The sequence below is a fragment of the Luteimonas sp. A501 genome, from assembly GCF_054052085.1.
The window spans coordinates 612,250-625,498 of record NZ_JBSVRI010000002.1 but is presented as its reverse complement, the minus strand read 5'-3'; the positions used below and the strand labels follow the sequence as shown (position 1 = coordinate 625,498).

At 69.7% G+C, this 13,249-nt stretch carries 9 protein-coding genes; all 9 read right to left on the bottom strand.

The window, feature by feature from the left end; genetic code table 11:
* Nucleotides 1-59: 59 nt before the first annotated feature.
* Complete coding sequence (locus ACW7G5_RS09340; protein ID WP_457003845.1) at nt 60-1,406, bottom strand: hypothetical protein; 1,347 nt, start codon at nt 1,404-1,406, stop codon at nt 60-62.
* A 96-nt stretch (nt 1,407-1,502) separates the two neighbouring features.
* On the bottom strand, nt 1,503-3,245 hold the full coding sequence (recJ, locus tag ACW7G5_RS09335) for a single-stranded-DNA-specific exonuclease RecJ (RefSeq protein WP_457003843.1): 1,743 nt from the start codon (nt 3,243-3,245) through the stop codon (nt 1,503-1,505).
* On the bottom strand, nt 3,242-4,183 hold the full coding sequence (locus tag ACW7G5_RS09330) for a phosphoglycerate mutase (protein WP_457003842.1): 942 nt from the start codon (nt 4,181-4,183) through the stop codon (nt 3,242-3,244). The genes recJ and ACW7G5_RS09330 overlap by 4 nt, the downstream gene beginning before the upstream one ends.
* A gap of 7 nt (nt 4,184-4,190) precedes the next feature.
* Nucleotides 4,191-4,652: a transcription elongation factor GreA gene (gene greA, locus ACW7G5_RS09325; protein WP_457003993.1), complete on the bottom strand. Its 462-nt coding sequence runs from the start codon at nt 4,650-4,652 to the stop codon at nt 4,191-4,193.
* Between the two features lie 8 nt (nt 4,653-4,660).
* Nucleotides 4,661-7,906 (bottom strand): carbamoyl-phosphate synthase large subunit, encoded by a 3,246-nt coding sequence (carB, locus tag ACW7G5_RS09320; protein ID WP_457003840.1) that lies wholly within the window; start codon nt 7,904-7,906, stop codon nt 4,661-4,663.
* On the bottom strand, nt 7,906-9,027 hold the full coding sequence (carA, locus tag ACW7G5_RS09315; protein ID WP_457003838.1) for a glutamine-hydrolyzing carbamoyl-phosphate synthase small subunit: 1,122 nt from the start codon (nt 9,025-9,027) through the stop codon (nt 7,906-7,908). The genes carB and carA overlap by 1 nt, the downstream gene beginning before the upstream one ends.
* A 134-nt stretch (nt 9,028-9,161) precedes the next feature.
* On the bottom strand, nt 9,162-9,875 hold the full coding sequence (dapB, locus tag ACW7G5_RS09310; protein WP_457003836.1) for a 4-hydroxy-tetrahydrodipicolinate reductase: 714 nt from the start codon (nt 9,873-9,875) through the stop codon (nt 9,162-9,164).
* 68 nt (nt 9,876-9,943) lie between these two features.
* Nucleotides 9,944-11,077 carry a molecular chaperone DnaJ gene (gene dnaJ, locus ACW7G5_RS09305; RefSeq protein ID WP_457003835.1) on the bottom strand — a complete coding sequence of 378 codons (1,134 nt, stop codon included), beginning with the start codon at nt 11,075-11,077 and terminating at the stop codon, nt 9,944-9,946.
* A gap of 132 nt (nt 11,078-11,209) precedes the next feature.
* Nucleotides 11,210-13,141: a molecular chaperone DnaK gene (dnaK, locus tag ACW7G5_RS09300; RefSeq protein ID WP_457003834.1), complete on the bottom strand. Its 1,932-nt coding sequence runs from the start codon at nt 13,139-13,141 to the stop codon at nt 11,210-11,212.
* Nucleotides 13,142-13,249: the final 108 nt, after the last annotated feature.

The following is a 13,249-nucleotide window of genomic DNA, read 5'->3' as shown; positions in this document are numbered from 1 at the left end:
TGCTCCACGACCTGGCTTATCTGTGGGTCTACAGCATGCTGCTGGCGGCCATGCAGCACTCAGCGGCGCCGCACCTGCACCTGGTAGCGGCCACGCTCGCCGCCCACCGCAGATGACGCCTCGAGCACGTAGTCACCCGGCTGCAGGGTGTCCTCGATGCGGGCGTCCAAACCACCACCGCTATCGTCGTCCTCGGCAAGCAGTTCGTTGTCGCGGTACAGCCTGAGGTGGGCATCCACGCCGTCGTTCGCCCCCATCGTGATCGCGTAGCTGCCTGCGCGCGCGATGCGGAAGGTGTAGCGGTCGGTCACGCCCGGGAGCAGCCTGGCCTCGCGCTGCTGGCCCACCTGGAGGACGCCGCCGCCGGCATCGTGAGGCACCGGGGACAGGCGCGCCGCCAGCGTGAACACGCCTGCGCCACCTTCGGCATCGAATGCCGACGCCTGCACGGTGTATTCGCCGGGTTCGATCACCGAGGCGATGCGGGCGTCCAGGCGCCCGCCGGAGTCGTCGTTTTCAAGCACCACGCCCGCGCCAGCGAGCCGCAGGCGCGAATCAAGCTCGGGGCTGCGCATGTCGAGCTCGAGCAGTTGCCGCTCGTTCACGCTCAGACGATAGGACACCGGCCGACCCTGGTAGAGCGCGGTGATGTCGCTGCCCGGCTCCAGTTCGCCGCCGGCGGCAATCTCGACGCCGGGCGGCAGTTCGCGTTCGGCCACGGAAAGCTCGTACTGCCCTTCCGCCCTGCCGCCGAAGCCGGAGGCGACCAGCGTGTACGCGCCCGGCGCCAGCCACGCGGTCAGCTGCGAATTGCTGCCTTCGGCATCGTCGTTGCTGAGCGAGACACCGTTGCCTTCCAGGCCCAACACCGTGTCGAAGCCGTCGGCGGCCATGCGTAGCGCGTACACGCCTTCGCGTTCGATGCGCAGCGGGATGCGCTTGCTGCCGTCCAGCCAGTCGCTGATCGACGCGCCGGCCGCCAGTTCGCCTCCTGCGTACACCTGCAGTTCGGTCGCGCCGAGGATGAAAGGTCCGTACGCGGAGCCGTCATGCCCGCTGACCGCCAGCACGTAGCGGCCCGCACGCGGGGCGCGGATCGAAAGGTTAGTGGCCTCCCCGTCACCGGACGAGGCGCGCACCAGCTGGCCATCGAGGAACACCGAGAGCTGCGCGCGCAGCGGGCCTTCGACTGCGAACTGGACGGCCTGTCCGGCGTCGAGCGCGAAGGAGAAGAGTTCGCTGCGGGAACCGTCACGCCAGTTGATCACGTCCGCGCTGGTGATCTCCCCGCGGACCTGCTGTCCCGGGGTGATGCGCGTTGCCGCGGGCTCGGTGGCCAGTGCCGTATGTGCTCCGCCCAGAAGGCCGAGGGAAACGGCCAGTGCCGCCAGTCGCTTGTGTTCCATGCTGAAGAGGTCCCGAAATGCGGCAGGGCCTGATTGCCCGACCAAGCCGCGGGATTATCCGGGGCTAACGTATTCAGCGATAGCCCTGGACCGGCGTCAGCAGGCTTCGAGGTGTTCCACCACCAGCTGGATGGCATCGCCGCCGCGGTAATCGTCGGGCGTGAGCCGATAGGCGAGTCGGGCGCGGGACGGTGGCGGCTCCCCCTTCCAGGCGCCGAAGTGGATGCCGGCCAGCGTTGCACGCAGTCCATCCACGCCCAGCGTCAGCCGCAGATGTCGCTCGGCGACCACGCGCCAGTCGCGCACCTCGAACTCGCCATCGAACAGGGGCTCTGGAAACCCCTGCCCCCAGGGACCACCATCGCGCAGCGCCTGGGCGTGGGCACGATCGAACTCGGACGGTGCCAGGGCGCCATCGCTTTCGACGGTGGCCTGCAAGGCAGCGGGATCGAGCGTGGCCTCGGCATGGGCGTGGAAGGCGGCTTCGAACGCCTGCAGCCGCTCGGCGTCGAGGCTCAGGCCGGCCGCCATCGCATGGCCACCGAAGCGCTCGATCAGGCCGGGGTGGCGGGCGTCGACAGCAGCGAGCGCATCACGGATGTGGAAGCCCGGGATCGAGCGCGCCGAGCCCCGCAGGCTGGTGCTGCCCGGCTCGGAGGGCGCGAAGGCCACCACTGGCCGATGCAGGCGTTCCTTCAGCTTGGAGGCCACCAGGCCCACCACGCCCGGGTGCCAGCCCGGATCGAAGGTGCAGACCGCGACAGGCAGTGCTCCGGTCCGCCCCAGCGCGTCCAGGGCCGGCGTCGACAGCGCACGTTCTGCTTCGTCGAGCATTGATTGCTGCACGTTGCGGCGTTCGCGATTGATGGCGTCGAGCTGGCGGGCCAGCTCGTAGGCGCGCGCGGGTTCGTCGCAAAGCAGGCACTCGATGCCCAGCGCCATGTCTTCCAGGCGCCCGGCGGCGTTCAACCGCGGCCCCACGGCGAAGCCGATATCCGCGGCCACCAGCGACTCCGCACGGCGCCCGGCCACCTCGATCAGTGCCTTGAGCCCGGGGCAGCCCTGCCCCGCCCGCAGCCGGCGCAGGCCGGCGGCGACCAGCGCACGGTTGTTCGCGTCCAGCGGCACCAGGTCGGCCACCGTCCCGACCGCGACGAGGTCCAGCAGCTGCCCGAGGTCCGGACCCTTGCCTTCCAGCCGTCCATCGGCGCGCAGCCGCGCCCGCAGCGCGAGCAGCACGTAGAACATCACGCCCACGCCAGCGAGGACCTTGCTGGGAAAGCCATCGCCGTGCCGGTTCGGGTTCACGATCGCATCCGCCGCCGGCAGGCGTTCGCCGGGCAGGTGGTGGTCGGTGACCAGGACCCGCCATCCCAGCGCCTTGGCCGCGTCGATGCCGGCGTGGCAGGCAATGCCGTGGTCGACCGTGACCAGGAGGTCGGGGCGCGTCGGCGCCAGTTCGCCGACCAGCGCCGGGGACAGCCCGTAGCCATGGATCATGCGGTTGGGTACCGCGTGCAGGACCTCGCGCGCGCCGAGCATGCGCAGGCCCCGCACCGCGACGGCGCAGGCGGTGGCCCCATCGCAGTCGAAGTCGCCGACCACGAGGATGCGCTGGCCCTCGGCGATGGCCGTGGCCAGCAGCTTCGTGGCGCGGTCGAGGTCGAGCAAGCCGTCGGGCGGCAGCAGGCCGGCCAGGCGCGGGCGCGCGGCATCGATGTCCGCGGCGCCGCGCGCGGCGTAGATCCGGCGCAGCAGTGGCGGCACGTCCGCCGGCCAATCGGCGCCAGGCTGCACGCCGGGGACCTGCCGGCGGCGGATGGTGCGCGGTGGCGTCACTGCGCCGGCCAGGGCGTGGCGCGACGCCAGAACCGCAGCAGGTGCCTGCGACGGAGCGAAAGCCGCCAGCCGTCGCCGTCGTCGAGCCGCAGCTCAGCGATATGCCCCCCACGCAGCGCCTCGAGCGCCGGGAGCAGCCACTCGCGCTCGATCCACTCGAGATCGCGCGTGCCCTCGATGTCGTACACGCCGGGCGCGCCGGTGAACCGGTCCGGCAGCGCTTCGCCCAGGCCGCCGATCGCTGCCAGTGCGCGCGCAGTGTCGTCGTCGCTGTAGCCGGTCTCGCCGCCGCCGCCGGCCACCGCCGGGAGGCGACCGCCACCCCAGAACCACAGCGCGTTCACGGGCGCCTGCCCGCGCGCGGCGCGACGCGCGTTGAGCGGATGGTTGTGCAGGGTCACCTGGGCCTCGCTGGCGAGGCTGCGCCAGCGCCGGCCCTCGGGACTGGTGTCGAGATGGTCGAAGAGGTCCTCGCCCAGCGCATCGCCCGGATCGGAGAACGCTGGCACCGTCGTGCCGCCGGGCAGGCGCAGGTACCAGCGCGCCGGGTGCGGCGCGTCGAGCGCGAAGCCGGCATCGCCAAACAGCGGCCGCAGCGCGGGCAGCAGTTCGTCGCATTCCTCGCGCGTCAGCGCGAGCGCCTCGCCATGCGCGAGCAGCCGCACGCCGTTGATGTCCGGACGCAGCCACACTGGATCGGCGCGCAGCCAGGCCGCGCCTTCGGCATCGCCGACCTCGGCCTGTCGCGACAGCGCCGCGATCGGCCAGCCTTCGCCGCGCAACGGGAAGTGCCGGAGCAGCTGCGCGCGTCGCCCGGGCTTGCCGTCGGGCTGCCGCGTGCCGCGCCCCAGCGCTGTCGCGTCCGCGACGGACAGGCGCTGCCGCCCGAGCCGCGTGGCAGCCGGGAGCAGCAGGGTGATGGTGCTGGGGGCCGGCATCGCCGGATCAGCCGTAGCTGACCTCGACGATCTCATACTCGCTGATGCCGCCGGGCGCCTCGATGGTCACCACCTCGCCGGCGTGCTTGCCGATCAACGCGCGCGCCACCGGTGACGAGATGGCGATCAGGCCCAGCTTGATGTCGGCTTCGAGGTCGCCAACGATCTGGTAGCGCTTTTCCGCACCGGTCTCTTCGTCGGCCAGCAGCACGTTGGCGCCGAACACGACCTTGTCGCCGACCTTGAGCGTCGACACGTCGATCACCTGCGCGTGCGAAAGCTCGCCCTCGAGCTGCTTGATGCGGCCTTCGATGAAGCCCTGCTGCTCGCGCGCGGCGTGGTATTCGGCGTTTTCCTTCAGGTCGCCGTGGGCGCGTGCCTCGGCGATCGAATTGATGACGGCAGGCCGCTGGACGCTCTTCAGCTCTTCCAGCTCCGCGCGCAGACGCTGCGCACCCTGTGCCGTGATCGGTGGTCTCATGTCTTCTTCAACTCCTCATGCAGTTCGTGCAGGGCCCACACCGGGCCGCTGCCGCGATATTCCAGAGAATGCAGCAAGGCCTTCGCACCGGCAATGGTGGTCGAATAGGTCACCCGCTGCTGCAGCGCCTCGCGGCGGATCGAGAACGAGTCCGCGATCGCCTGGCGCCCTTCGGTGGTGTTGACGATGTAGGCGATATCGCCATTCTTGATCAGGTCGACGATGTGCGGGCGACCCTCGGCGACCTTGTTCACCTGCTCGCAGTCGACGCCGTGCTCGCTCAGCCAGGCGGCCGTGCCCGCGGTCGCGACCAGGCTGAAGCCGCGTTCCACGAGTGCGTGGGCCACGGGCAGCAGCCGCCGCTTGTCCGGGTCGCGCACCGAGACAAAGGCCTTGCCCGGCTCGGGCGCCCTGATGCCGGCCGCTTCCTGCGCGCGCGCGAACGCGGCGCCGAAACTCTGGCCTACGCCCATCACCTCGCCGGTCGAGCGCATCTCCGGGCCGAGGATCGGATCCACGCCCTGGAACTTGGCGAAGGGGAAGATCGCCTCCTTGACCGAGTAGTAGCCGGGCACGACTTCCTCGGTCACGCCCTGGTCGGCCAGCGTTCGACCCGCCATGCAGCGCGCGGCGATCTTGGCCAGCGGCACGCCGGTGGCCTTGGACACGAAGGGCACCGTGCGCGAGGCGCGCGGGTTGACCTCGAGCAGGAAGATCGTGTCCTCGCCTTCGTCGTCGGTCTGCACGGCGAACTGGGTGTTCATCAGACCGACCACGTTGAGCGCGCGCGCCATCGCCGTGACCTGCTCGCGCAGGCGGGCCTTGGTGTCGGCCGACAGCGAATACGGCGGCAGCGAGCAGGACGAGTCACCCGAGTGCACGCCCGCCTCTTCGATGTGTTCCATCACCCCGCCGATCAGCACCTGGCCGTCGGCATCGGCGATCACGTCGATGTCGACTTCCACCGCGTTGTCGAGGAAGCGGTCGAGCAGCACCGGCGAGTCGTTGGACACCTTCACCGCCTCGCGCATGTAGCGCTCGAGGTCGGCTTCGGCGTGCACCACTTCCATCGCGCGGCCGCCGAGCACGTAGCTCGGGCGCACGACCAGCGGGTAGCCGATCTCGCGTGCCAGCACCAGGGCCTGCTCGGCGCTGCGCGCTGTGCGGTTGGGCGGTTGCTTCAGGCCGAGTTCGTCGACCAGGTGCTGGAAGCGCTCGCGGTCCTCGGCCAGGTCGATGGAATCCGGCGAGGTGCCGATGATCGGCACGCCATTGGCCTCCAGCGCGCGCGCAAGCTTCAGCGGCGTCTGCCCGCCGTACTGCACGATCACGCCCTTGGGCTTCTCCAGTTCGACGATCTCGAGCACGTCCTCGAGCGTCACCGGCTCGAAGTACAGGCGGTCGGAGGTGTCGAAGTCGGTCGAGACCGTCTCCGGGTTGCAGTTGACCATGATGGTCTCGTACCCGTCCTCGCGCAGGGCAAGCGCGGCGTGCACGCAGCAATAGTCGAACTCGATGCCCTGGCCGATGCGGTTGGGACCGCCACCGAGCACCATGATCTTGTCGCGGCCGGTGGGCTCCGCCTCGCACTCTTCCTCGTAGGTGGAGTACAGGTAGGCGGTGGTGGTCGCGAACTCCGCGGCGCAGGAGTCCACACGCTTGTAGACCGGCTTGATGCCGAAGGCGCGGCGCAGGGCGCGCACGGCCTTTTCCTCGACGCCGACCAGCTGCGCCAGGCGGGCGTCCGAAAAGCCCATGCGCTTCATCGCGCGCAGGCGCAACGCGTCCAGCGCCTCGACGCCACCGGACTCGACCTCGCGTTCGGCGACCACGATGTCTTCGATCTGGTCCAGGAACCAGGGGTCGATCCAGGACAGGCCGAACACTTCGTCCACCGTCATGCCGGCACGGAAGGCGTCGGCGACGTGGAACAGGCGCTCCGGACCGGGCTCGCGCAGTTCGCGGCGCAGCGCGGCCTGGCCTTCCCCGCTCTCCAGGTCAAGGCCGGTGGGATCCAGGCCGACCTTGCCGGTCTCGAGCCCGCGCAGCGCCTTCTGCAATGATTCCTGGAAGGTGCGGCCCATGGCCATCACCTCGCCCACCGACTTCATCTGCGTGGTCAGGCGCGAATCGGCCTGCGGGAACTTCTCGAACGCGAAGCGCGGGATCTTGGTGACCACGTAGTCGATCGTCGGTTCGAACGAGGCCGGGGTCCTGCCGCCGGTGATCTCGTTCTTCAGCTCGTCGAGCGTGTAGCCCACGGCCAGCTTGGCCGCGACCTTGGCGATCGGGAAGCCGGTGGCCTTCGACGCCAGCGCGGACGAGCGCGACACGCGCGGGTTCATCTCGATCACCACCACGCGCCCGGTCTCGGCGTTGATGCCGAACTGCACGTTCGAGCCACCGGTGTCGACGCCGATCTTGCGCAGCACGTCGATGGACGCCTGGCGCAGGCGCTGGTACTCGCGGTCGGTGAGGGTCTGCGCGGGCGCCACGGTGATCGAGTCACCCGTGTGCACGCCCATCGCATCGAGGTTCTCGATCGAGCAGACGATGATGCAGTTGTCCGCGGTGTCGCGGACCACTTCCATCTCGAACTCCTTCCAGCCGAGCACGGACTCCTCGACCAGCACCTCGTTGGTCGGCGACAGCTCGAGGCCGCGCTTGACGATGTCCTCGAACTCCTCGCGGTTGTAGGCGATGCCGCCGCCGCTGCCGCCGAGGGTGAAGCTGGGCCGGATGATGGTCGGATAGCCGACGGTCGCCTGGATCTCGACCGCCTGCTCGAAGGTCTTCGCGACCGCCGCCTTCGGGCACTCCAGGCCGATCTCGCCCATGGCCACGCGGAACAGCTCGCGGTCCTCGGCCATCATGATGGCCTCGCGCCTGGCGCCGATCAGCTCGACGCCGTACTTCTCGAGCACGCCGTTGTCGGCGAGGTCCAGCGCGCAGTTGAGCGCGGTCTGGCCGCCCATGGTCGGCAGCAGCGCGTCCGGGCGCTCCTTGGCGATGATCTTCTCGACCATCTGCCAGGTGATCGGTTCGATGTAGACCGCATCGGCCATCTCCGGGTCGGTCATGATCGTGGCCGGGTTGGAGTTCACCAGCACCACGCGGTAGCCCTCTTCGCGCAGGGCCTTGCAGGCCTGGGCGCCGGAGTAGTCGAACTCGCAGGCCTGGCCGATGACGATCGGGCCGGCGCCGATGATGAGGATGGTCTTGAGGTCGGTGCGCCTGGGCATCAGTGCGCCTCCATCAGCGCGATGAAACGGTCGAAGAGCGGGGTCACGTCCTGCGGGCCGGGGGCGGCTTCGGGATGTCCCTGGAAGCTGAAGGCCGGCGCGTCGGTGAGCGCGATGCCCTGGTTGCTGCCGTCGAAGAGCGAGCGGTGGGTGACGCGGACGTTGCCGGGCAGCGTGGCTTCGTCGACCGCGAAGCCGTGGTTCTGCGAAGTGATCATCACCCTGCCCGACTCGAGGTCCTGCACCGGGTGGTTGGCGCCGTGGTGGCCGTTGGCCATCTTCAGCGTCTTCGCGCCGACCGCCAGCGCCAGCAGCTGGTGGCCCAGGCAGATGCCGAAGGTGGGCACGCCCGCGGCCAGCACCTCGCGGATGGCCGCGACCGCGTAGTCGCAGGGCTCGGGATCGCCGGGGCCGTTCGACAGGAACACGCCGTCGGGCTTCAGCGCCAGCGCCTCGGCGGCGGTGGTGCGCGCCGGCACCACGGTCACGTCGCAGCCGCGGTCGGCGAGCATGCGCAGGATGTTGCGCTTCACGCCGTAGTCCCAGGCCACGACGCGGAAGCGCGGCGCCACCTTGCGGAAGGTCCCGGCATCGAGGTCGAGGTCGCCCTCGTTCCAGTCATAGCGGCTGTCGGTGCTGACCACGCTGGCCAGGTCCATGCCCTTGAGGCCGGGAAACTTGCGCGCGGCTTCGACGGCACGGTCGATATCGATCTCGCCGGCCATCACCGCGCCGTTCTGCGAACCGCGCGCGCGCAGCAGGCGGGTCAGGCGGCGGGTGTCGATCCCGGCGATCGCGACCACGCCGCGGTCGGCCAGCCATTCCGGCAGCGCCGCGCGGCTGCGCCAGCTGCTCGGCCGGCGCGGGACGTCGCGCACCACCAGGCCCGCCGACCAGACCTGCCCGGACTCGTCGTCCTGGGAGGTGCAGCCGGTGTTACCGATGTGCGGATAGGTCAGGGTGACGATCTGGCGCGCGTACGAGGGGTCGGTCAGGACTTCCTGGTAGCCGGTCATCGCCGTGTTGAACACGACTTCGCCGACGGAAAGGCCGGGCGCGCCGACGGATACGCCTTCGAAGACCGTGCCGTCTTCGAGCGCGAGGATTGCGGGTGGGGTCACTGGCGGTCGCCTACGTGGGGTTGCAGGACGCCACCGGCCCGGCATTGGCCGGCCCGGAGGCAAGTGGTTCAGGCGAGCGGGAATGTTACCGGCGCGCGGCCTGCCGCGCCAGCGCGGAAGATGAACCCGGGCGTCTAGAGCAGGTCGCGCAGGCGCCAGGCCCCGGCTTCGCGGCCGTGCAGGCGGCTCGCGGCCAGCAGCGCGCCGCGCGCGAACACGTCGCGGCTGGTGGCCCGGTGCACCAGCTCGATGCGCTCGCCCATGCCCGTGAACTGGACCAGGTGCTCGCCGACCACGTCGCCGGCGCGGAGGCTGGCGTAGCGCGGTTCCGCCCCGCCCCGCTCCGCCACGGCGCCGAGGGCCAGCGCGGTGCCCGAGGGCGCATCCTTCTTGTGCACGTGGTGGGTCTCGACGATGTCGCAATCCCAGCCGGCCAGGGTCTCGGCGGCGCGTTCCACCAGCTCTTCCAGCACGGCGACGCCGAGGCTGAAGTTGGCCGCCCACAGCAGTGGAATGTCCGCCGCGGCCGCGGCCATGGCCTGCCGCTGCGCATCCGAGAGCCCGGTGGTGCCCGACACAAGGGCCGCGCCGCGCTGCCGGCACAGGGCCAGCAGCGGATCGAAGCCCTCGGGCAGGCTGAAATCGATCGCGACGTCGAAGGCGGGAACGCCGGGGAGCTCACTGGTGGCGAACTGCGGCACGCCATCCACTACGCGCTGCGGCGGGCGTCGCGACACCGCCGCGACGACGCTGCAATCTTCCGGCACGCCCTGGGCGCAAAGGCGCAGCAGCGCGCGCCCCATGCGGCCACTGCCGCCGTGGATCAGAAACCTGACTGGATCGCCCATGCCGCTAGGCTAGCGACGCCCGGGGGCCCCGACAAGCAGCGCAGCTCCGCCACCCCGTCGCCACCGTGTCAGGACGTCATCCGTTCCCAGAAGCCCTTGACCCCGTCGACGAAGGTGCTCGACCGTGGCGAATGGCGACGTGCGCCTTCGCCGGAGAACGTGGCCTCGAACTGGTCCAGCAGCGTGCGCTGTTCGGGGGTCAGGTTGACCGGGGTTTCCACCACCACCTTGCAGTACAGGTCGCCCGGCGCGCGGCTGCGCACCGACTTGACGCCCTTGTCGCGCAGGCGGAAGACCTTGCCGGTCTGGGTTTCGGCGGGAATGCGGATCTCGGCTTCGCCGCCGAGGGTCGGCACGCGCACGGTGTCGCCAAGCGCCGCCTGCGACAGGCGGATCGGCACTTCGCAGTGCAGGTCGTCGCCGTCGCGCTCGAAGATGTCGTGCGGACGCACGCGCACTTCGACATACAGATCGCCGGGCTGGGTGCCTGCGGGCCCGGCCTCGCCCTCGCCGGAAAGGCGGATGCGGTCACCACTGTCGACGCCGGCCGGCACCTTGACCGACAGCACCTTTTCCTCTTCGACGCGGCCGTTGCCGCGGCAGGACGGACACGGGCTCTTGAAGGTCTTGCCACGGCCATGGCAGGACGGGCACGGCTGCTGCATCGAGAAGATTCCGCGCTGGAAGCGCACCTGGCCGTTGCCGTGGCAGGTGTCGCAGGTCTCGAGCTTGCCATCCTCGGAACCGCTGCCCTTGCAGGGCTCGCATTCGACGAGGGTAGGCAGGTCGATGCGGCGCTCGACGCCGGCGACGGCGTCCTCCAGGTCGAGCTCCATCACATAGCCGATGTCGGCGCCGCGGCGTGGACCGCGGGCGCCACCACCACCGAAGATATTTCCGAAGATGTCGCCGAAGATGTCGCCCACGTCCGGACCGCCACCGAAGCCGGGGCCGGCGTTGCCGCCGCCCATGCCGTGCTCGAACGCGGCGTGGCCATGCTGGTCGTACATCCGGCGCTTGCCGCCGTCGGACAACACCTCGTAGGCCTCCTTGCACTCCTTGAACGCAGCCTCGGCGGCGTGGTCGCCGGGGTTGCGGTCAGGGTGGTGCTTCATCGCGCTGCGGCGATAGGCCTTTTTCAACTCATCCTCGGTGGCGTTGCGGCCGACGCCGAGGACTTCGTAATAATCGCGTTTGCTCATCGATCAGGTCCGTGCTGCCTGGTGGACCCGACGGGGCGGGGTCCGGATACGCAGCGGGAACCGGAGGTCATCCGGTCCCCGCCATGGGCGTGGCCATCGCGGCCGTGGCCGCGTCCACGACGCCAGGGGCGGTCAGGCCTTGCTGTCGTCGTCCTTGACCTCGGTGAACTCGGCGTCGACGACGTCGTCCGCTGCCTGGCCGGCCGGATCCTGGCCCGCATCGCCCTGGGCGTCGCCGCCCTGCCCGGCGGCCCCGGCCGCGGCGAACAGCGCCTGGGCCGCTTCCTCCAGCGCCTTGGTCTTGGCCTCGATCTGACCCTTGTCGTCACCCTTCATCGCCGTCTCGACCTCGGCGATCGCCGACTCGACGCGACCGATCACATCGCCCGGGACCTTGTCGCCGTTGTCCTTGATCGCACTGCGGGTGCCGTGCACCAGGGCATCGGCCTGATTGCGGGCGCCGACCAGTTCGTGGAACTTCTTGTCGTCCTCGCGGTGCGCCTCGGCGTCGGCGACCATCCGCTGGATCTCGTCGTCCGACAGGCCCGAGCCGGCCTTGATCTCGACCTTCTGCTCCTTGCCGGTCTTCTTGTCCTTGGCGGTCACGTGGACGATGCCGTTGGCGTCGATGTCGAACGACACCTCCACCTGCGGCATGCCGCGCGGCGCCGCATCGATGCCCGACAGGTCGAACTTGGCCAGCGACTTGTTGTAGCGGGCCTGCTCGCGCTCGCCCTGCAGCACGTGCACGGTCACCGCGGACTGGTTGTCCTCGGCGGTGGAGAAGGTCTGCGAGGCCTTGGTCGGGATGGTGGTGTTCTTCTCGATGATCTTGGTGAACACGCCACCCAGGGTCTCGATGCCCAGCGACAGCGGGGTCACGTCGAGCAGCAGCACGTCCTTGACGTCGCCGGCGAGCACGCCGCCCTGCACCGCCGCACCGATGGCGACGGCCTCGTCCGGGTTGACGTCCTTGCGCGGGTCCTTGCCGAAGAACTCGGCCACGGCCTGCTGCACCTTGGGCATGCGGGTCTGGCCGCCAACCAGGATCACCTCGTTGATGTCGCTGGCGCGCAGGCCGGCGTCGTTGAGCGCCACGCGGCAGGGCTCGATCGTCTTCTTGACCAGGTCCTCCACCAGCGCCTCGAGCTTGGCCCGGGTCAGCTTGATGTTGAGGTGCTTCGGACCCGACGCGTCGGCGGTCACGTACGGCAGGTTGACCTCGGTCTGCTGCGCGGTCGAGAGCTCGATTTTGGCGCGCTCGGCGGCGTCCTTCAGGCGCTGCAGGGCCAGCGGGTCCTTGCGCAGGTCGATGCCCTGGTCCTTGTTGAATTCCTCGACCAGGTAGTCGATGACGCGCTTGTCGAAGTCCTCGCCGCCAAGGAAGGTGTCGCCGTTGGTGGCCAGCACCTCGAACTGCTTCTCGCCGTCGACTTCCGCGATCTCGATGATCGACATGTCGAAGGTGCCGCCGCCGAGGTCGTACACGGCGATCTTGCGGTCGCCGCCGTCCTTGTCCAGGCCGTAGGCCAGCGCGGCCGCGGTCGGCTCGTTGATGATGCGCTTGACGTCGAGGCCGGCGATGCGGCCGGCGTCCTTGGTCGCCTGGCGCTGCGAGTCGTTGAAGTACGCCGGAACGGTGATGACGGCTTCGGTGACCTTCTCGCCCAGGTAGTCCTCGGCGGTCTTCTTCATCTTCTCGAGGATGCGCGCGGAGACTTCCTGCGCCGACAGCTTCTTGCCGTCGCTGGTCTGCACCCAGGCGTCGCCGTTGTCGTGCCCGACGATGGCATACGGCACCAGGTCGAGATCCTTCTTGACTTCGGCGTCGGTGAACTTGCGGCCGATCAGGCGCTTCACCGCGTAGAAGGTGTTCTTGGGGTTGGTGACGGCCTGGCGCTTGGCGGACGCGCCGACCAGCACCTCGCCGTCCTTGGTGTAGGCGACGACCGAGGGGGTCGTGCGATCGCCTTCGCTGTTTTCGATGACGCGGGCCTTGCCGCCGTCCATGATCGCCACGCACGAGTTGGTCGTGCCGAGATCGATGCCGATGATCTTTGCCATGGGAATATGCCTCTGTGTCTGGATTCGGGGGGCGGCGATGCCGCCGATGACTGCTATCTGGGGATTGGCCGCGACGCCTTCAAGCGCCAGCGGCAGCCGGAATCAACC